Annotated in this window: 23 protein-coding genes and 1 rRNA gene; 15 read left to right on the plus strand and 9 right to left on the minus strand. The window is 43.1% G+C overall.

The annotated features are described in order from the left end of the window. The first annotated feature begins 63 nt into the window (after positions 1–63). Positions 64–633: a Uma2 family endonuclease gene (locus P2A85_RS20205; RefSeq protein ID WP_377475094.1), complete on the plus strand. Its 570-nt coding sequence runs from the start codon at positions 64–66 to the stop codon at positions 631–633. 223 nt (positions 634–856) lie between these two features. Here P2A85_RS20205 and P2A85_RS20210 read toward each other — a convergent pair whose 3' ends face one another. Next, the gene (locus tag P2A85_RS20210; protein WP_377475096.1) at positions 857–1366 is read right to left on the minus strand and encodes a hypothetical protein; all 510 of its coding nucleotides are present in this window, start codon (positions 1364–1366) and stop codon (positions 857–859) included. Between the two features lie 310 nt (positions 1367–1676). On the opposite strand from P2A85_RS20210, the gene P2A85_RS20215 reads away from it, so the two are divergent. Both P2A85_RS20215 and P2A85_RS20220 read left to right on the plus strand, forming a co-directional pair. After that, the gene (locus P2A85_RS20215; RefSeq protein WP_377475098.1) at positions 1677–2996 is read left to right on the plus strand and encodes a M16 family metallopeptidase; all 1320 of its coding nucleotides are present in this window, start codon (positions 1677–1679) and stop codon (positions 2994–2996) included. Between the two features lie 131 nt (positions 2997–3127). Beyond that, complete coding sequence (locus tag P2A85_RS20220) at positions 3128–4156, plus strand: C39 family peptidase (RefSeq protein ID WP_377475100.1); 1029 nt, start codon at positions 3128–3130, stop codon at positions 4154–4156. Positions 4157–4386: 230 nt separating this feature from the next. Here P2A85_RS20220 and nadC read toward each other — a convergent pair whose 3' ends face one another. Beyond that, the gene (nadC, locus tag P2A85_RS20225; protein ID WP_377475102.1) at positions 4387–5250 is read right to left on the minus strand and encodes a carboxylating nicotinate-nucleotide diphosphorylase; all 864 of its coding nucleotides are present in this window, start codon (positions 5248–5250) and stop codon (positions 4387–4389) included. Between the two features lie 286 nt (positions 5251–5536). Here nadC and P2A85_RS20230 point away from each other — a divergent pair, with 286 nt between their 5' ends. The 10 genes from P2A85_RS20230 (at position 5537) to P2A85_RS20275 (ending at position 10319) form a co-directional block, all read left to right on the plus strand. After that, entirely contained in the window at positions 5537–5764 is a 228-nt protein-coding gene (locus tag P2A85_RS20230) for a DUF2281 domain-containing protein (RefSeq protein ID WP_333396674.1), read from the plus strand. After that, on the plus strand, positions 5761–6147 hold the full coding sequence (locus tag P2A85_RS20235; protein ID WP_377475104.1) for a type II toxin-antitoxin system VapC family toxin: 387 nt from the start codon (positions 5761–5763) through the stop codon (positions 6145–6147). The genes P2A85_RS20230 and P2A85_RS20235 overlap by 4 nt, the downstream gene beginning before the upstream one ends. A 79-nt stretch (positions 6148–6226) precedes the next feature. Continuing rightward, positions 6227–6685: a hypothetical protein gene (locus P2A85_RS20240; RefSeq protein WP_377475106.1), complete on the plus strand. Its 459-nt coding sequence runs from the start codon at positions 6227–6229 to the stop codon at positions 6683–6685. Positions 6686–6751: 66 nt separating this feature from the next. Beyond that, the gene (locus P2A85_RS20245; RefSeq protein ID WP_377481605.1) at positions 6752–6856 is read left to right on the plus strand and encodes a hypothetical protein; all 105 of its coding nucleotides are present in this window, start codon (positions 6752–6754) and stop codon (positions 6854–6856) included. A 40-nt stretch (positions 6857–6896) separates the two neighbouring features. Then, a complete protein-coding gene (locus P2A85_RS20250; protein WP_377475108.1) occupies positions 6897–7145 on the plus strand; it encodes a hypothetical protein in 249 nt (82 codons plus the stop codon). A gap of 199 nt (positions 7146–7344) precedes the next feature. Beyond that, positions 7345–7605, plus strand: coding sequence for a hypothetical protein (locus tag P2A85_RS20255; protein ID WP_377475110.1), 261 nt, complete (start codon positions 7345–7347; stop codon positions 7603–7605). Continuing rightward, positions 7602–8015, plus strand: coding sequence for a type II toxin-antitoxin system VapC family toxin (locus P2A85_RS20260; protein WP_377475112.1), 414 nt, complete (start codon positions 7602–7604; stop codon positions 8013–8015). The genes P2A85_RS20255 and P2A85_RS20260 overlap by 4 nt, the downstream gene beginning before the upstream one ends. A gap of 13 nt (positions 8016–8028) precedes the next feature. Next, a complete protein-coding gene (locus P2A85_RS20265) occupies positions 8029–8256 on the plus strand; it encodes a hypothetical protein (protein ID WP_371114028.1) in 228 nt (75 codons plus the stop codon). Between the two features lie 123 nt (positions 8257–8379). Next, on the plus strand, positions 8380–9546 hold the full coding sequence (locus P2A85_RS20270; protein WP_377475114.1) for an ATP/GTP-binding protein: 1167 nt from the start codon (positions 8380–8382) through the stop codon (positions 9544–9546). A 2-nt stretch (positions 9547–9548) separates the two neighbouring features. Next, entirely contained in the window at positions 9549–10319 is a 771-nt protein-coding gene (locus P2A85_RS20275) for a DUF3226 domain-containing protein (RefSeq protein ID WP_096829563.1), read from the plus strand. 65 nt (positions 10320–10384) lie between these two features. Here the strand turns inward: P2A85_RS20275 and rrf are convergent. From rrf to sufR, 3 genes are all read right to left on the minus strand, one after another. Beyond that, positions 10385–10501 (minus strand): 5S ribosomal RNA (rrf, locus tag P2A85_RS20280). Positions 10502–10774: 273 nt separating this feature from the next. Continuing rightward, entirely contained in the window at positions 10775–11182 is a 408-nt protein-coding gene (locus tag P2A85_RS20285; protein ID WP_377475116.1) for a hypothetical protein, read from the minus strand. A gap of 202 nt (positions 11183–11384) precedes the next feature. After that, complete coding sequence (gene sufR, locus P2A85_RS20290; RefSeq protein WP_377475118.1) at positions 11385–12074, minus strand: iron-sulfur cluster biosynthesis transcriptional regulator SufR; 690 nt, start codon at positions 12072–12074, stop codon at positions 11385–11387. 189 nt (positions 12075–12263) lie between these two features. Here sufR and sufB point away from each other — a divergent pair, with 189 nt between their 5' ends. Both sufB and P2A85_RS20300 read left to right on the plus strand, forming a co-directional pair. Next, positions 12264–13703 (plus strand): Fe-S cluster assembly protein SufB, encoded by a 1440-nt coding sequence (sufB, locus tag P2A85_RS20295; RefSeq protein ID WP_341736317.1) that lies wholly within the window; start codon positions 12264–12266, stop codon positions 13701–13703. Positions 13704–13923: 220 nt separating this feature from the next. Continuing rightward, on the plus strand, positions 13924–14772 hold the full coding sequence (locus P2A85_RS20300) for a hypothetical protein (protein ID WP_377475121.1): 849 nt from the start codon (positions 13924–13926) through the stop codon (positions 14770–14772). Between the two features lie 17 nt (positions 14773–14789). On the opposite strand, the gene P2A85_RS20305 is transcribed toward P2A85_RS20300, so the two are convergent. The 4 genes from P2A85_RS20305 to P2A85_RS20320 form a co-directional block, all read right to left on the minus strand. Beyond that, entirely contained in the window at positions 14790–15266 is a 477-nt protein-coding gene (locus P2A85_RS20305; protein ID WP_340519706.1) for a hypothetical protein, read from the minus strand. Positions 15267–15455: 189 nt separating this feature from the next. Further along, positions 15456–16772, minus strand: coding sequence for a homoserine dehydrogenase (locus P2A85_RS20310; RefSeq protein WP_377475123.1), 1317 nt, complete (start codon positions 16770–16772; stop codon positions 15456–15458). A 106-nt stretch (positions 16773–16878) separates the two neighbouring features. After that, positions 16879–17865: a hypothetical protein gene (locus P2A85_RS20315; RefSeq protein ID WP_377475125.1), complete on the minus strand. Its 987-nt coding sequence runs from the start codon at positions 17863–17865 to the stop codon at positions 16879–16881. 49 nt (positions 17866–17914) lie between these two features. Continuing rightward, complete coding sequence (locus P2A85_RS20320) at positions 17915–20302, minus strand: hypothetical protein (RefSeq protein WP_377475127.1); 2388 nt, start codon at positions 20300–20302, stop codon at positions 17915–17917. Positions 20303–20509 lie beyond the last annotated feature (207 nt).

A 20509-nucleotide genomic window follows, 5' to 3' on the forward strand; every position in this document is an offset into this window, starting at 1 on the left:
AGTTAGAAATATTGTTAAAATGATGAGTAGACGCGAACAATTTTTAGCAGAGGCGTAGTTGCTATGACCGTTGCATCCCAAAAAATGAGCCTTGAAGAGTATCTGAACTTTGATGATGGTACAGAGACTCAGTACGAACTGGACAATGGAGAACTGATTGTTATGCCCCCAGAAAGCCAACTCAATTGCCGAATTGCCTCATTGCTATTTGCTCTATTCTTGCAACAGGGTATTCCATCTTATCGATTGATGATGAAGACTGAAATTGTGGTGAGTAGTTCGCGGGCGACGACTCGTTTTCCCGATTTGATGGTACTATCGGAGGAATTGGCTACGGCTTTGGAGGGAAGTAGCCGATCGACTATTATGAGTGATATGCCGCCGCCATTGCTGGTAGTAGAAGTGGTGAGTCCTCATCAAGAAAATCGAGATTATCGCTACAAACGTTCTGAGTATGCGGCGCGAGGGATTGCGGAGTATTGGATTGTTGACCCAATCCAGCAGCGGGTGACGGTGTTGGAGTGGGTTGAGGGTTTGTATGAAGAGGTTGTGTATACGGGTGATAGCGCGATCGTATCTCCTGTGTTGGGCGTTTTGGAATTGACGGCCGAACGGCTATTGCAAGGGCGTTAAAGGCTTCCATAAGCTGATTAATTCGTTTACAAGGACGAGCAATTCAGATACAGACTCATTAATTTCGGGAGTTTGAAATCCATGAATCACTAATGGGTGTCAGAAACCGGGTTTTTTCCGAAATACTTCGTTGCATTCCATAGATTTAGTGAAAAACCCGGTTTCTTTGATTGGATTGTATTCAAGACTATTTTACATCTTCTACTGCCACCTAAAAAAAAACTCAAGACTTAGGTAACATATAGATATAACCGGATTCATTTTTTGGCAAAATAACTTTGTAATCGATGGTATACCCCGATGCACCCATAATATCTATTGACTCACGCATAGCTTCACCACGACCAAAATCTAAAGTTTTTTTGAGTTCACCATCCATATAAATTTTGACAGATACACGAATCAAATTAGAGTTGTCAGGTAAACCGTAAGCTAGTTTGAGTTCACCTGGGTTTTTGATAATTTTACAGGTGATAGATCTGGGATTTGAAGAGGAAATGTAAAAACGGCTTGTAGGTTCCTCAGTGCGCTTGCCAATAGTAATTAAGTTATCATAGTTTTCGGCTGAATTTCCGTACATTTTTTGGCATCGAAATTCCTCGGTTGTACGAGTAGTAGGTTTGGGAGGTGCAGCAGGTGAAGAAGCAGCTAGAGTTGGTATTACTAAAGCAATAGCAAGACCTAAGAGAAAACCCAATTTAGGGCGATTAAATTTTCGAGAATTTTGGCTCATGATTTGTTTTTGGCTCGATTGACTTGACAACCCACATAAATATTAACGTCGCTAAATCTGAACACCCTGACTTACAAAAAACTTCAAGTTTATCAATGACACTCTTTAGCAATTGGTAAACCAGCTTTGAGTAAGTTTAATTTATCATGTCTAGGTAGAATATGATGTATCTGGTGTTACCCGATCGCCCCTGCGCGACATCTCCAACAGCCACTAGCAGCCCGATCGATCCAAAATCCCAAATCTAAAATCCGATGACTTCCTTAAAAGCCATTTAAGATATAGAGAATAAGATCAAACCAAAAGCCAAATGACATCAACCCTGCTCAAACCCTCAGCCCGATCGCCCATCAATGCTCCCACCATCCGCCATTTCCCCAATGGCCTCACCGTCATCGCCGAACACTTACCCGTCGATGCGGTTAACCTTAGCATTTGGGTAAACTTGGGCTCCGCCGTCGAATCCGACGAAATCAACGGGATGGCTCACTTTTTAGAACACATGATTTTCAAGGGAACTCCCAGTATTCAAAGCGGAGAATTTGAGCGGGCGATCGAACAACGCGGCGCAGTCACCAATGCAGCCACCAGCCAAGATTACACAAACTACTACATCACCACAGCCCCGAAAGACTTTGCCGAACTAGCCCCTCTGCAAGTAGATGTGTTGCTAAATGCCAGCATTCCCGACGATGCCTTCGATCGCGAACGACTGGTAGTATTAGAAGAAATTAGACGCTCCGAAGACAATCCCGGCCGTCGCACCTATCAGCGATCGGTCCAAATAGCCTTTGAATCCTTACCCTATCGCCGTCCCGTCCTCGGCCCTAGCTCGGTGATCGAAAACCTTACCGCGCAACAAATGCGCGATTTCCACCGCAGCAGATATCAGCCCAGCGCCATGACAGCAGTGGCTGTAGGGAATTTGCCCGTGGATCAATTAATTCAAATTGTGGCAGACAGTTTTTCGGCAAAAAGCACAGCACAAAACGGCAACATAGACATCGCTGCTGCCAAAAATGACTCAACACCCCAAACCCCGACATACTTTCCAGAATCGCCCTTGACAGAAACAGTCCGCCGCGAGTTTGTCGATTCTGCCCTCCAGCAAGCCAGACTGATGATGATGTGGCGAGCACCCGGTTTTGTTGACATCTCCGAAACCTATGCCCTAGACGTTTTAGCCACTATTTTAGGTCACGGGCGCACAACTCGCTTAGTTCAAGAGTTGCGAGAAGATAAGGGGCTAGTCTCGTCAATTTCTGTGAGCAACATGACTCAGCGACTAGGCGGTGTTTTCTCAATTTCCGCTCACCTGGTGGCGGAAAACTTGCCAGAAGTCGAAGCAGCCATTGTCCGACATATCCGCACCCTGCAAACTGAACTGGTGACAGATGCTGAAATTTCCCGCATCCGCACCCAAGTAGCAAATCGGTTTGTGTTTGGAAACGAAACTCCGAGCGATCGGGCAAGTTTGTACGGCTACTATCAGTCGATGGTAGGAGATATCGCTCCCGCCCTCAACTATACCGCTTGCATCCAAGCTCTGACTCCCACCGAGCTCCGGGATGCCGCTGTCAAATATTTGTCTCCCGATGCGATCGGCATACTGATCGTTCGCCCTTCCTGATTTTGCAGTCTCCCCTTGAAGGTTTTGTATCGAATCATGAATACAAAGCCTTTAACATAGGGGCGATCTACAAAATTATCGTAATTTTCTGAGAGGATAAGCTTGGAATTATTACACATGGGTGGGCAAGGATGAAATTACAAAACTTTCTAAAATCCCAAATGAGGTACGATGTCAAGGCGATCGCGGCTGACGACGAACTCAGTCGCCAAATTCAAACTCGCCTGATTGACTTGGGTTTGCTCAAACCCCCCGTAGATGGCTTATTTGGTCCCCTCTCTACCGCCGCTCTCCATCGGTTTCAAACCCTGATGAAGTGTGGCGAACTTGGTTTTTTGGGAGCAGTCACAGCCGAAAAGCTGATCGAGACCAAAAAGGGAGACATTCCCACACCTCCGATCGTACTAAAAATCCTCAAAGACACGGTTTTTAAAGCAAAACCTCTGGCAACTTCTCAACTTCTTGACGCGGAAAAACAGTCAATACCAGCCGGAAAAGAGTTTGAGCTGATTGCTTTTGCTCCGATTCGCGGCCACCTGAGAATTGCTTTGCGCAACCAGTCCTTTAAAGGTTCGGGGATTTGGTATGTTTTGGGAACCCAGGCTCAAGTTACTCAAGAAGGTGTGGTGCTGTATCCCAAAATAAATCCACCCACTGTCAGACTGGGAGTTCCTTACCGCTCCCAAATGGATAATTTTTACAATCCGAGTGGTTCTTGTAATGTAACTTCCATAGCAATGTGTCTGGATTTTTTGAGGATTGCGCGACGCAAAAAAACCGGGCAATTTGAGGACGAACTCTACGAATATGCGATCGCCAAAAATTACAGTCGCTGGGAACCCTTGGACTTAGCAAAGATTGTCAAAGATTATGGAGCCCAAGATTACTTTACAGAAAGTGCAACTATTCAAGACTTAAGAGATTGGCTAGCCAGTGGTAATCCGGCTGTGATCCACGGATATTTCACGTCTTTCGGTCATATCATCGTTGTAGTAGGTTATGACAGCGATGGATTCTTTGTTCACGATCCCTATGGAGAGTGGTTTCCCGACGGCTACGACACAAGTGTTAGTGGTTCCTACTTGTATTATTCCGAGCGTTTAATCCGCAACGTTTGTATGCCTGACGGGAATTTCTGGGTTCATTTTATCTCCAAATAGTCATTAGTCATCAGTCATTAGTCATTAGTCATTAGTCATTAGTCATTAGTCATTAGTCATTAGTCATTAGTGATGGAAAATATGGCTAATACCAAATCCTGCTTTAATACCCCTTTTAATCTTTAGTCCGCTTGGAATGGACTTCGTTTGACAAGAAGCGATTTCAATCGCCGAATAATCGAGGGAGTAACTTATCTCTTAGCTAATGACTAATGACTAATAACTAATGACTAATGACTATTAATTTTCATGCTCAAATCCAGCCAAGTCGATCGCGTAATTGGAGCACTCGTAGAAATATAATCAACTCCAGTTTCCGCCACACTCCGAATAGTTTCCAAAGTCACATTCCCGGAAGCTTCAATTTTCACCCGATCGCACTTTTCGCGAATTATTGCCACAGCCTGCCGCATCAGATCGAAGGACATATTATCTAACATGATAATATCCGCCTTGTGCTGAAGAGCTGTCTCTACCTCAGCCAGAGTTTCGGTTTCAACTTCGATTGTCAGCGGATAGGGGATAGAATTGCGAATTAGGGCGATCGCCTCGGCAATTCCCCCAGCCGCCGCAATGTGATTGTCTTTAATCATCACCGCGTCATCTAATCCCATGCGATGATTGCAAGCACCGCCGATTTGAGTCGCGTATTTTTCCAACAATCTCAATCCCGGCGTTGTCTTGCGGGTATCCACTAATTGCACAGGCAAATCGGCAATTTTGTCAACATATTTCTGAGTTAAAGTAGCGATGCCACTTAAACGCATTGCCAAGTTTAATGCTACTCTTTCTCCGGTTAGCAGCGCATCGAAATTGCCGGAAATCTCGGCGATTACTTCTCCTTTTTCGCACAGTTTCCCTTCGGGTACTTGGGGGAGGAAACTGAGGCTGCTGTCTAAAAGTTTAAATGTGCGATCGGCGATCGGCAATCCGGCAATGACTCCAACTTCTTTGACTATCCATTTAGCAGTACCCTGGATGCTGTTTGCGGGGAATAAGGCCGATGTTGTGCGATCGCCCCTACCGATATCTTCTAGTAGCCAGTTGTGCAATAGGGAGTCTAAAACTATCCAAGGTGGCAATATTGCTTTCATGTTTTTGTCGGTTGTTATATCGAGTTTAGTTGCGGGGTAAAAATCACCCGGCGGTTGAAACCGCGTCTACACAAACGAAGTCCGCCTTCGCGGACTAAGAGGTACAAGGGATTTGGGATGATATCTATTAGGAAGAATAGTCGATCGCGTAATTTTAGGCAAGTTGCAAGATAGTGATGGTGTGAGTGGGATTTTGGGCGATCGGGCTAGATGATGGGATATTCTGTTGCTGACATTGGGTTTTGGTGCTTTAATGGAGTAGAAAGGGCGATCGCGAATAGAAACCATGATACAGCCAGTCATTTTAGAAAAATTAGCAGAACTCCCTGAGTCTCTTCAGACAGAAGTGCTTCATTACATTGAGTTTTTGATCGAAAAGCAGGCTAAAAACTCAACTCAAGAAAAGCCGACAAAGAAGCGTCGAGTTGCCGGAACAATGAAAGGAATGTTTCTTCTACCGCTACCTGATGACTTTGATGAGCCGCTTGAGGATATGAAGGAATACATGGAATGAATAGATTACTATTAGATACTCATGCTTTGATCTGGTTTGTATCCAATGATCCAAATCTGCCAGTGTCAACTAGAGACAAGATTGAATCTGCCGACGATGTTTTCTTGAGCATTGCAAGTCTTTGGGAGATGGCAATTAAACTCAATATTGGAAAACTCCCCTTACAGGGTGCTTTTGAAGACATTGAACCTCAACTCATTGCTGCGGGTATAACGATTCTTCCTCTGACATTTGCCGATACTGTTCAATTCCGTTATTTACCCCTGCATCATCGAGATCCTTTCGATCGCATTCTGGTAGCACAGGCGATTAATCATTCCCTTGTTTTGGTTAGTCGCGATGTGGCTTTTGATGCCTATGACCTTCAGCGGTTATGGTCATAGCTGCGGCGGGTATCATGTTGCTGACATTGGGTATTTGTGCTTTAATAGGATGAATCAGTTCACTTTGGAGAAAGTTAGAATGTCATTCGCTGAGGAGATGCGTCGCAAGAGTTTGGAAGGCCAAAGAAAAGCTGCTGAACAAGCACGAGCAGAAGAGGCAAAGGCGCTTGCATTAGAAGAGTCTAAACGCAACAACTGCATCCCTATTCTGAAGCAGGAAATAGAGTTTCAAGCAAGCCGGGGAGAGCGTAAAAAGCTGATTAAAGCTATCTCCTTATGTCGAAATAGATGGTATTATGAGAATATGGATAAAGATAGTATTGCAGCTGAAAAGGCAATGATTGAAAATATGGAATTGGACTCATTCTTGGAAATGTACTCATCAACCCTTGATGAATACGACAGGATGCGTATAGCCTTCATCAAAGCAGAACCGGGTCTAAGCCTAAAAGTTGAGTGGAATTTCTTTCTCGAACCTGCTTGGTTCGGAGAACCTGCTACGTACTCCACGTCTGTAACGTTGATGGTTGTATGGTAATATACGCCAAAGGTACAACATCAAAATATTACGATCGCCAAATTGCAGCAACTTCCAGAATCATTCTTGCCAGAAGTCAGCGAATTCATCGACTTTTTGATGCACAAGCACCAAAATAGAATAGCTGAACCCAAACTCCCAGGCGATATTGCTAAAGCTTGGACAAAATGATTCGAGTCCGTGGCAATTCTAGCTTATTTGAAAACAGTCATTGAAACATCACATAACCATCATGCAAACCAAAACGATCGCAATTCGCGTTAATGCTGAAGTTGCCAGAATCTTTGAGGCTGCTTCCGAAGAACAGCGTCGTAAATTAGAGGCATTACTTAGCCTAAAACTTAGCGATGCAACTCGACGCAAAAGACCCCTAGAGGATGTAATGAGTGAGATTAGTCGGAATGCTCAATCGCGAGGATTGACCCCAGAAATTTTGGATTCAATTCTTTTTGATGAGTAAGATGCGCTACGTTTTTGATACAAATGCAATCATCAGTGCAATTCTGTTTGATAACAGTAAACCTGATGTAGTCTCTGTGGCTCAACTTTGCCATTATACCACTAGAAAAAATGTGATCGGCCACTCTTGACAGCTAAAATAAGGGCGATCGCCTGTGATGATTGTGTTAAAATAAAGACCACTGAAAGAGGCAATTGTTATGACTATTCGTGATATCGCGATCGCCAAATTGCAGCAACTTCCAGAATCATTCTTGCCAGAAGTCAGCGACTTCATCGACTTTGTGATGCACAAGCACCAAAATAGAATAGCTGAGCCCAAACTCCCAGATGATATTGCTAAAGCTTGGGCAAAATGGTTCGAGGAGGTCGATCGCCTGGAAGTAACGACTAATCAGCCGGAGAGCGAATATCAGCAACTTCTACTCAACAAGTATCGGCAACAAGGTTTAGAGCTATGATCCTATGCGATGCAGGAGTTTTACTTTGTCTGGTCGATCGCACTCAACCTCAGCACATTGCTTACCGAAATGCGGTTATGCCCTTAGCAAAGCCTCTCGTTACAACCTGGTCATGTCTGACAGAAGCCATGTATCTTGCTCTTCATCGAGGCGGATGGATGATGCAAAAACATTTGGGTCAACTTCTTTTAGATAAAATGCTGACAATTTACGAGATTCAGGAATGTGACTACAGCCGTTTATTGGAACTAATGGAACAGTATCGCGATCGACCAATGGATTTAGCTGATGCCACCCTAGTTTTGACTGCTGAAAAAACAGGGTATCGTCAAATTCTTACTCTCGATTCTGACTTCTTATTTTATCGTATTGGCAATCGCGATAGCTTTGACATCATTCAAGTTCGCTGACAACCTTATTATCATGCAAACCAAAACGATCGCAATTCGCGTTAATGCTGAAGTTGCCAAAATATTTGAGGCTGCTTCTGAAGAACAGCGTCGTAAATTGGAGGCATTACTTAGCCTGAAACTTAGTGATGCAATTCGACGCAAAAGACCCCTAGAGGAGGTAATGAGTGAGATGAGTCGGAATGCTCAATCGCGAGGATTGACCCCAGAAATTTTGGATTCAATTCTTTTTGAGGAGTGAGATGCGCTACGTTTTTGATACAAATGCAATTGTCAGTGCGATTCTGTTTGACAACAGTAAACCCGATCGCGCTCTTCGATTAATGATAATGTTAAAATAATCAGGCTATTATAGCCAATTCCCATGTCTCAGGTATTTGACCGTTTACAAATCAGTGGCTATCGCGCCCTTAAATTAGTAAATCTGTCTCAACTAGGACAGGTGAATATTTTTGTGGGCGATAACAATGCAGGAAAAACTAGCATCCTTGAAGCTGTTTCCATTCTCTGCAATCCACTCGATCCATTTCAATGGCTTGAAGTTTCACAACGCAGATTATATCTCGGTCGATCGCAATTAATGACACTTCGACCAAACATCGAGGCATTGAAATGGATTTTCTGTCAAAAAACAGATGCTTCTAACGACGAATTTTATCAAGCTGAAATTCTCATCGAAGTAAATGGGAATGCACCCATACATGAATTGAGAGCAAAGCTTGGAGAAATTTATGGGAGTGGAGTAGAAAAAAACAATCAAAACAGATTTGAAGAAGATATATCTTCTGCCGAAGAAGATGTCTCTTCTTCTGAAATTGACTCAGTTAGAGCAGGCCTAGAATTAGAAATTGTACTCAACTTAGTTCCAGGAAAAATTAGTTCAGGCCAACTTAGTTTATTTCCTTCTGAGCCAAAAAGTGAAATATTTCAGTTTTGGGAAAACGAGCGATTTGTCCAGCGCCGACGCAATAAACCAATCGTTAAAAATGCAACTATTTTTCCTTCCTATTCTTCTTCAGAGCCAATCTTAGAGCATCTTTCACGAATCATCTTGCAACAAGAAGATGGTAAAAATGAATTATTAGAACTGATGCAATCGTTTGATGATAACATTCTTGATATTCAAATACTTTCGCCAACCGCTACAGCAACTATTTACATAAAACATAAAGAGCTTGGTTTGACTCCTCTATATGTATTTGGTGATGGATTGAAGCGAACATTAATTATTGCTCTTACATTGTTGACAACAGCTAATGGTGTACTGCTAATTGATGAAATCGAGACATCTATCCATGTTTCAGCTCTTGGTAGCGTATTTTCTTGGCTGATTGAAACCTGTCGCCGCCGAGAAATACAGCTTTTTGTAACCACCCATAGTCTTGAAGCTATTGATGCAATGCTACAGCCTAAAATTGCTACAGAAGATGTTGTAGCTTTTCGGCTAAACCATAATGGACAAGCACCCCAGAGGTTTTCTGGTGATTTGTTACATAGGTTGCGCTCAGAGCGTGGACTGGATGTGAGGTGATTATGGTTAGGTACTGTTACATAGTTGCAGAAGGTCCTCAAGATATTGAATTCTTGATTTGCTTTCTCAAATTTTACGGTTTAAAACGAGTTACTCTTTTATCTGAATTAGACTCATTTTGGGAACCATTAGTACCTAAAACATTCCCCATAAATGGTGACTTGATGAAGCGCGTACCCGTTCCAATCTTTTTGCAAAATGCAGACTTATCCGTTGCTTTGCATAGTGCTACTGGAATCACAGGCTTATCAAATACGATCGAGGAAAGCCTTGCTATAGTGCCATCTTCAGAAATTTTTGGGATTGGTATTTTTCTAGATGCTGATGATATCGAAACACCTCAACAAAGATTCGAGAAACTAATTCCTGAGTTGTCTCGACTTGGTTTGTCTTTACCTTCGATACTGGGGGAAGTGGCGAAAGGTTCCCCTCGATGCGGGATTTTTATCGCGCCGAATAACAGTGAGTCAGGAACTTTAGAAGATATTTTGTTAGAATGTGCCAAGTTAAACTATCCAAATCTATTCTTTCTTGCTACTGACTATGTTGCTGGTATTGATACCAATCAATTAACGAAGAATGATTTGAAGCAGTTAAATAAACCCGCAGGCAAAAATAAAGCAGTGGTTTCAAGCATCAGTAGTATACTAAGACCAGGCAAGACTCTGCAAGTTTCAATACAAGATAATCGATGGATAGATGAGAACACAATGGCATTGGATAGCGTAAAGCTTGTCAAAATATTTCTTGATGAAGTTACAGGCTCTACATGAAATAACTCCCCAAAAACTAAAGCTCTTTTCCGTTGTTGTGGGAAAAGAGCTTTAATTTATTATTAACCTGGCACCGAGCTATTTTACCGGGCAGTGACCCGCCGAGTATCTTCGCCATAGCAACGTTTAACAACCGAGTTCGGGATGGATCGGAGTGGTTCCATTACATCATAAGCACCAGGAAAGCTTTGAAAACTTTGAATCCTGTGTCTGCGTTAAACTTGATGCGCTGCATCTATTTCGCTCGACATTTATTACATTACCAAACTCCCCTAGGTTTGTCAACCCCTTTTTGAAATATTTTTGACGTTCGCCCTCAGAACAACCAAGGTTTTGTAGGGGCGGTGCCCCCGTGCCCGCCCAGCCCATAGGCGATTGGTGGGCATTTCAGGTATCGGGGCAACCACGGGGGGATTGCCCCTACAAAGAATGAAACAGTCGCGCCTCAATTAACCTCACAAATCCAAAAACGCCGCATCCACACCCTGTTCTCTGCGAATCTTCCCGTCCTTCTCAAACCACGCCACAACCTGCTTAACTGTTAATTGCTCGATCGCCCCTTCAGATTCTGCCGCAATTTGCCTCAAAGGCCGCAAAGACGCAACCACCAAATTTGTAAAAAAGTTTTCAAAACTAGCATCAACTTGAATTGACTGCTGAATACTCTCATCATTCTTAACCCAATCCATCACTTGCCCATTTGTCACCTCAGCCACCGGTAAACCAGTCTCCCCAGCAATTTGCTTCAACACCCTCAAAGCATAAATAGCCAGCCGCGCCGAAAACTTCTCCTTCGACGACAACAGCGCCATATCAACTTCCGCGCACTCTTCCGGCTTTAAAAAATCAGCTAATGGTTCCATAGTTATTTGTTGACTACTGACTGTTGACTACTGACTACTGACTACTGACTAATGACTAATAACTACTGACTAATAACTACTGACTAATAACTACTGACTACTGACTACTGACTACTGACTACTGACTACTGACTACTGACTACTGACTAATGACTAATGACTACTGACTACTGACTACTGACTACTGACTACTGACTACTGACTACTGACTACTGACTAATGACTTCCTTCTAGCAATCAAATAACCGCAGCGATGTTCCCCATCAATAATCCAGTGAGTCCGCTCCACAGTACAATCCGGCAACACAGCCGCAAACATTTCTAATTCATTACCACAGACACTCGGAAAAGTTTCAGCCACATTAGAAATAGCACAATTGTGTTCCATAAACACAAATCGATCGCCCTTAACATCGCGATCGCACATTTCCACACCTACAGATTCTACAGGATAACACTCAGCCATATAACCTTCAGCCTTCCGAAGCTCCACCAACCCACTCACCCGCTCTTCCAGCGAACCCGCACCCACCAACCGGCGGTACTCCATCGCCTTCCGTTCCCACTGCTTTTGCAGAATCGAAATCACCTGCTCGCGGCCAACAGTTTCAGCTAAAGTATCCAGAAAAGAAACCGCAAAATCACCATAACGATTCCCGAAGCGATCGCGCCCCAGACTGGTAAGCTCATAGATGTGCTGCGGTCGCCCCATCCCAGCCTGCACCGACTGATACTGAATCAGCCCCTCCCCCTCCAAATCCTTCAAATGTCTGCGAATCGCCTGGGGACTAATATTCAAAGACTCTGCCAACTCAAGAGCCGTCCCTTGACCCCCCTTGAGCAAAAACTGCAAGATGTCTTGTTTAGTGGAAGTCTGCTGAGTCTGCATCATCTTCACAAAAAAATATTAATTTGACTTTGACAAGATCGCTATTGTTAATGTAGCTTAAAATATAGTTAAGCAACAGATTTGTTGTTTAACTCAACAGAGCAGTCCAGCAGAACTCGCTCAAGCCCAGACAGTCATTAGCCCGTCTGCCATCTTTGAGAGCATTATCTAGAACACTGAACACGCAAAATCATGAGCTCTACAGTCACAACCCTCGTCAACCAACCCTACAAATACGGCTTCGTCACCGACATCGAGTCAGACACCATCCCCCGCGGCTTGAGCGAAGATGTAGTGCGGCTGATTTCCTCCAAGAAAAACGAACCGGAATTCATGCTGCAATTCCGCCTCAAAGCATACCGCAAATGGCTGACAATGACCGAGCCCACCTGGCCTCATGTCAACTATCCGGCGATCGACTACCAACAAATTATCTACTATTCAGCGCCAAAACAAAAGCCCAAAAAGCTCAACAGTTTGGATGAAGTAGACCCGACACTCCTCGAAACCTTCGAGAAATTGGGAATTCCCCTCTCCGAACAAAAGCGCCTAGGAAATGTCGCCGTCGATGCCGTTTTCGACAGCGTTTCCATCGCCACAACATTTAGAGAAAAACTAGCCAAAGACGGCGTAATATTCTGTTCCATCTCAGAAGCAGTCAAAGATTATCCCGAATTAATAGAAAAATATCTCGGCAGCGTTGTACCCGTTGGCGACAACTTTTTCGCAGCCCTCAACTCCGCCGTATTCAGCGACGGTTCCTTCGTTTACATCCCCAAAGGCGTAAAATGCCCGATGGAATTATCCACCTATTTTCGCATCAACAACGGAGATTCCGGCCAGTTCGAGCGCACCCTAATTGTCGCAGAAGAAAACAGCTCTGTTAGTTATCTCGAAGGCTGCACCGCACCGATGTTTGACACCAACCAACTACACGCCGCCGTCGTGGAATTGGTAACAATGGACAATGCTGATATCAAATATTCAACAGTACAAAACTGGTACGCCGGCGATGTAAATGGCAAAGGTGGAATTTACAACTTTGTTACCAAACGTGGCTTGTGTCAAGGAGTCAATTCCAAGATTTCTTGGACGCAAGTAGAAACCGGTTCCGCGATTACTTGGAAATATCCCAGTTGCGTATTAGTCGGCGACAACTCCGTAGGCGAATTCTACTCGGTAGCGCTGACAAACAACAAACAGCAAGCTGACACCGGCACCAAAATGATCCACGTCGGCAAAAACACTCGCAGCACGATTATTTCCAAAGGAATTTCGGCGGGAAATTCTGCCAACAGCTATCGCGGCTTAGTGAAAATGGGGCCGAGTGCTAAAGGCGCTCGGAATTATTCTCAGTGCGATTCGATGCTGATTGGCGATAACGCTCAAGCGAATACTTTCCCCTATATTCAAGTGCAGAACCATACTGCTAAAGTGGAACACGAAGCTTCGACTTCCAAGATTGGGGAAGAGCAATTGTTCTTCTTTGCACAGCGGGGAATTTCCGCAGAAAATGCTATTTCGATGATGATTAGCGGTTTCTGTAAAGATGTTTTCAATCAGTTACCGATGGAATTTGCCGCAGAAGCTGACAAATTGTTGAGTTTGAAACTCGAAGGAAGTGTCGGGTAGAACTCACATCTTGCAGCATTATCATCAAAAAGCTGTAGGGGCGGGTTTTACCTAAAATATTTGCCAATAATTGACAATCTCTAAAACCCGTCCTCGTGCAGTGGCAAATCCCAGCCTAGATTTTTGGGATTTAAAATGAGTAAAAGTTGTGTGGGCGTGGGTTTATGTAGATTGTTTGTAGCTATTAGATATTGTTGGTAAAACCTGCCCATAGCGTATAATGAAAATAATAAAATCGGATTTTTTCGATCGCAAAACAGGAAGACACTTGCTAGATGCAATCTACGAAAAATTTGCCAAACCTCAACTGCACGACACTTTCAAACCCAGTAATCCTTCAATTTATGTTCGGCACGCCGAAGGAGAAATTATAGATGGTTATCTAGTAGAAAAAGTGTTTGAACATCCTGATACAGGTTTTTATGCTGAAGCTAGACTTCCTGTTTCTATTAATAATCCACCGGTTTTGGTGCTTCGTGGTTATGGTTCATGGTATCCTTTCGATCGCGTTTTGGAAGATACACCCGATGTGTTTATCGCAAAATTAGATCGGCAGTTAAAATCTGCGGAAACTGTGGGTGCTATTGATTGGATTAAGCAGCAGTGTACCAGGGGAAATTCGGCGGATGTCATCGGAGAAAGTTTGGGCGGTAAAGTTGCTCAACAAATAGTAGCAAAATACCCAGATTATATTCGCTCGACTGTAACTTTTAATGCTTTGGGGGTTTCGGAAAAGTTAGCTAAAACTTCTACAGCTACAAAGGTTTTTCACTACTTTACTTTAGGTGAAAGGTATGCTTTCTGGGCAAATCGAGGCGATTATATACCGGGAACAATTTTGATAGTTTCCCACAAAGGCGAAAACTGGTGGTATAAGATAGAAGAGGCGATCGTCCACAGAGCCACTTTTGATGGCAAGTTTCGGAAACGGCGAGTATTGATGGTATTATTGGCTCAGTTAATTTTGCTTAATAGACATAATGCGATCGTCCTAAATCGGCGAAAACCACTGGTAGTTAAGATCGATCGCACTCAATTACAAATTTTCCGAAAAAGCCGCTTTATCTAAACTCGCCTCAAATCGCTTCATAGCGCCGGCGACGGATTTTCGCGGGCTGCGACGGCGAGTACCAAACAGAGTGCTGCAACAGCTTTTTCCCATTCTTGCTTTACGGCGGTGGGTTGAACCTCATCAAAGGCGCTAACTAAACGAGGGATCGATCGTTCTAATGCCTGTCTGGGAATCGATTTGTGCAATTCAACTAAACGAGTTAAACTTTCTTGATTTCTCAAAAAACCGACTACCCATTTGGTAGCATGATCGGGACTGTCTGGGACGTTTTTAATTCCTAGTTCAGTTTGCAACCAGTCGTAAAAAGGCGGGAGCTTTTGAGCTAGAACAGTTCCAGCAGTAGGCAAAGTTTCTTTGAGTAAATTAGTATCGAGGCTTCCCAAAAGTTGACTAAGTTCCGGTGAATCTAGCAAAGTGGTCAAGGGAAGTGAGAGCAATGATTCTGAGGTTTCAGGAGATAAATTTAAACACTGAGAAAATGTTTCTAGCATCAGAAAGTATCTGGTAAAGATGACTCTTTCATTATCCCACTAACGCGGATCAATGAATATGAGCTAGCTCATATTAACAGAAGTTATGCACAGAAGCCGGAGCGGGTTTATGAGATTGTTGGTTTTTGACCATTATGGTTGGTAAAACCCGCCCCTACAATATTTGCAAAAACAGTGTGCGATCGACCTTTACAAAACTCGCAGAATACTCGCAATGCTATGAATCGACTCCATCGCCCTAATTTCCGCGATCGCCTGTTGGAAATTACCTTCTTTAACATCGTGACTCACGACTACAATTTCTACTAAATCGCCATGAATTCCCGTCTGCACAACAGATTGCAAACTAACTTTGTGGTTGCCGAAACAAGTCCCTAATTTGCCAATTACCCCCGGAGTATCGCGAGTCAGGAAACGAGCATAAAACCGCGTTACCAGTTCCTCCATTTTTGCTATTTGGCAATAGTGTTGGTGATTGCAACTGAGCAAAGGATGGGGAATTGGAACAGTTTCGGTTTTCAGAATAGCTGCAATATTCATAATATCGGATACTACCGCACTAGCGGTGGGTCCGGCACCGGCACCGCGCCCGTAGAGCATCAATTGCCCGATCGGCTCTCCTTCTACTAAAATTGCATTATAAACACCATTGACACTGGCCAGCGGATGAGTTTTTGACACGCAGGTAGGATGCACCCGAATGGAAATAAGTTCGTTTTCTTTATCCCCATTTTCTTCCGTAGTTTGGCAGTTTTTTTGAGCAATTGCTAGCAACTTAATTACAAATCCCAGTTTGTCTGCATAGTCAATATCAGACGCCGTAACTTGTCTGATACCTTCGCAGTAAACATCTGCTAATTTAATCCTGCCTCCAAAAGCTAGGGAAGCTAAAATAGCGATTTTATCAGCAGCATCTAATCCATCTACATCCGCTGCGGGGTCAGCTTCAGCGTAACCTAATTGCTGTGCGTCGGCGAGGACTTCACCAAAGTCTGCACCTTCTGTTTGCATCCGTGTCAGGATGTAATTAGTTGTGCCGTTGACGATGCCAATTACGGTTTGAATGCGGTTTGCACCCAAGGATTGTTTGAGAGTTTGGATGACTGGAATGCCGCCACCGACAGCAGCTTCTAACATTACATAAACGCCTTTGGCGTTGGCTGCTTCAAATATTTCTTGACCGTAGCGGGAAATCACAGCTTTGTTGGCGGTGACAACGTGCTTACCGTTAGCAATAGCCTGGAGAATGAGCGATCGCGCCGGTTCCAATCCCCCAATTAATTCTACTACAATATCAACATCCGGGTCAGTTGCGATCGCTTCCAGGTCAGTTGTCAGCACATTTTCTGGCAATTGTAAAGACCGAGTTCGAGAAATATCGCGCACACCCACCCGATAGATTTCCAATTCCTGCAACAGCGGATGGCGGCCATCTGTAGAGAGCAAAATCTCTGCCGTTCCCGCGCCAACTGTACCTAAACCTAGCAAACCAATTTTTATAGCCACGACTTTAACCTATACAAACTCAATTAATACACAACTATTGTAAAATATTTTGGACTAAAGTATCTTAATTACTAGATATCTGTTGAAAAAATGCCGACAGTTACTATCACTTAATCAGTGAAATTAACAAAACCCACACTGAGACTATCAAAATTGCCAGTTTTCCTTGCCGAATCAATTGCTGTTGCTGTTGCTCCATTCCTTCTAACAACAGCTTCTGCTTTTCTTGCTCCAGTTTTCCTTCCCTGAGCAATTGCTGTTGCTGTTGCTCCATTTTTTCTAACAACAGTTTCTGGTTTTCTTGCTGATGATATGTCTCAAGTTTAAACGCCACCTCGCGCCCTTCCTGAAGCTCGCGGCGCAGCTCTTTTAAACCCGCAGATCCCCCTATTTCTTTGATTAAAGACTCAAATGATGTATAACGCTCATTTAACTCTAGTTTTTCTTGCAAAGATTCATTGTATGTACTCTCATTCTGTTTGGTTAGCTGACGAATTTCTTCCAATTGCGTCTGAGCTTCACTTTTCGCACGGGGTATCTCCACCTCAATAACTTCTACGATTTCTGCTTTCACCGTTTCCGCACGGGATACTTCTAGCTGAACTTCACTTCTGGCTGTTTCCGCACGGGATACTTCTAGCTGAACTTCACTTTTCGCACGGGGTATCTCCACTTCCATAACTTCTGCGATTTCTGATTTCACCGTTTCCGCACGGGATATTTCTAGCTGAACTTCACTTATCGCACGGGATATTTTCACCTCAATAACTTCTGCGATTTCTGCTTTCGCCGTTTCTACACGGATATTAACTGCCTTTACTTGCTTAATCACATTATTAGCCCGTGTAATAACTTCTGCGATTTCTGCTTTCGCCGTTTCTACACGGGATATTTCTGGCTGAACTTCACTTATCGCACGGGATATCTCTACCTCAATAACTTCTGCGATTTCTGCTTTCGCCTTTTCCGCAGCGGATACATCTAGCTCAACTTCCTTTGCTTGCTCAAGCACTTTATTAGCCAGTGTGATACCATCACTAATCATTTTCCACAGATCTTCGAGTTGACCGACTATTTCAACATCATTTGGCATTTTCACAACTTACCTCTATTACAGTCACTTCATAATAAATTATTTCAGTCTATTTGTCCAACGCATCTGGAAAAGGGCGATCGAGCATAGCCTGACATAGTAACGATACCAAAGAGCCAGAACGATTGGCTATTTTATCAGAAAAATGAAAATGTTTTGGTATAGGTTTCCCTATTTTCTCACGGACTCGCGCTGCTTCATAGACTAAATTTTTGTGTTCTAAATCTTGGGCGATACTTTCTACTAAACGTTTATATTCCTTCTCATTAGTATTTTGAAAACCAGACGCTTCCTCAACTGCTTGCCAAGAACAGTTCATTGCCCGTAATAGCAAACAGCGTAGAGAAATATTCTCAGACGGAACATTTTTTAACTCCTCTTTTAAAGAGTTAGTGCAATCAGTATCATTTTCTAATTCCTTTGGCAAATCATTGTAATGCTTCTGCAATCTCTTGATTGCTTCTTGCTCCCATTCGTCAATACTTTTACTTTCAACTTTAGCTAAATTTAAAACAAAATAAGTATCTAAGTATGGATGCCCATTGTCACAGCCGCCTTTCAGCAACTTTTCTTGAGTTTTTTGAGGGTTATCTTTGAGCAGGCTTACGTCAACACCACTCGCAAATTCAGCGATCCAACTAGCAGTTTGTTCCGCATCAATAGCATCAATAGTTTGGCAACATTCAAAGTACCTCCTACCAATTCTCTCTATTTCTTCTGTAGTTGCTACCACTAATAAGCGAGAGCGAGGGCGCGTTAGCAATGTGTACCATTGAAAACTCTCTTCTAACCGAGATGTCCCATTATTCTCAAATATCCGAAAAGCTACGCAAGCATCAAACTCGCGTCCTTTGGCTTTTTCTGCATTCAAAATTTCTATACTACTGAATTCGTCTTGATTCTCATTTGGATTAGTCCAAAGGACTTTCACCTGGTTTGCTGACTGCTGAAGAAAATACCTTTCACCCCGTCCCTCTCCAGATGCTTTTACTCGCGAATCTAAAAACCCTAAAAACTTTAAAGCTAACTCCGATGAAGGGTATTCTAGTAAGCGCACTTCTTCACCTTCTTCAACAGCATATTTAGGATCGCTCGGTTCGGGAAACTGCCGGCGACGATAGCTAACATTTTCTTTGGCAAATTCTAAAAACTGATTGGCAAACTTTAAGATATGGCGTGAATTTCGATAGTTGTACTTAAGTTCAATGCGCCTGCCTAACTCTAGTTTCCCCCAGTCAAAGTCTACGGGTTGAATTCTCTGATTTAAGTCTCCCAACAACCAGAGATAAGTTGAATGTCCCTGGTTTTCCCAAGCTTCTCTTACAGCAATTATAGCTTTTAACTGAGCTAACAAAAAATCTTGGGCTTCATCGACAATTAAAATAGTAGGCCGGTTTTGGTAACGAGGGGGAAACTCCGGCGGAGGAAATATAAGTTGAGTCGCAACATCCAAGTTACAGAGGCGATCCCCTAACCTTCTTCTCCACAATTCCGGTCTAATCCTCTCAAGAATTTCAATACGTTCTCTATTTTCTTGGAAGATGGGATTTCTATTGTTGTTATTATTTTCCCGATCCAGAACAAAAGCTTGATATAGCAAAACATCTCGCGAACTAATATTTTCTAAGCTGGGTGCTGAAGGCTCGAATCTCACTAATTCTTGCAGAGCTTTTAATTCTTCCTCTGAAGTTGCTAGGCGAGCGCCCAATTCTGGATCTACTTCACGCACCCAATCAGGAAAAGTACCCAGCCAAAAACCTTCGGGATTTTGCTCTTTTATCTTCTTGATCTCTGAGTAATTTTCCAAATCTTCACGCAATGCTGGAGGAACAATAAGCATTGTGTTCCACCCTTGCTCGCGATGAAGTTCACAACCTAGAAGAGCCGCACATACAGTTTTACCCGTTCCTGGCCCACTCTGAACTAACCAATTGTTTGTAGACCATATCCCCTGCTGCATCAACTCAGCAAATGGCTGTTTTTGGTAACGGGTTAGCACCGGCGAGTAGCGATAATAGTTGGCATAAATAAATTTGTACCAACGATCTTCTTCTTTGTTCCAATTACTATCTTCTAGTGAAAATTCATAAGCTGGATGATCTACTAGCGCGGTTCCTTGAGGTTTATTCAATTCTTCTATTGCCTTTATTGCCTCTATTTCCAGCGGATCTGTGCGATCGCGACTGTCAAACACCCGATCGTAAACATCTCCTCGCAAACCAGCTTTAATCACTACAATATTGCCAGAATCTCGTTGCCAGATCACGCGCAAGTCACCATCACGAGTTCGCCATAGCTCGTCATGTCCCTGTAATTTTTTAACATCTTGATGGCTGCCTTGGTTCAAATCAATGATAATCTTGTAAACTATCTGAGAATTGTCATAAGATAGTTTTTGTATCTCGCGAAAGGCTGCCCGAATAATTTTTACTGACATAGGCTACTTTCTGACCCTCGTATCCAGAATCTCGCATATCCTTATTATTTACTTATCATATAAATTTTTAGATTTATGCTTTTGTAAGTAAACTTAATAAAACCTAGAAAACAAATTTTGAAAGCCACGACTTTGACCCGTAGAAACTCTAATCTACAATCATTGTATGCTAATCAAGCAATTTGCCATTTAACTAAACTCAATATA

The organism is Microcoleus anatoxicus (genome assembly GCF_042465725.1).
Taxonomy (GTDB): Bacteria; Cyanobacteriota; Cyanobacteriia; order Cyanobacteriales; family Microcoleaceae; genus Microcoleus; species Microcoleus anatoxicus.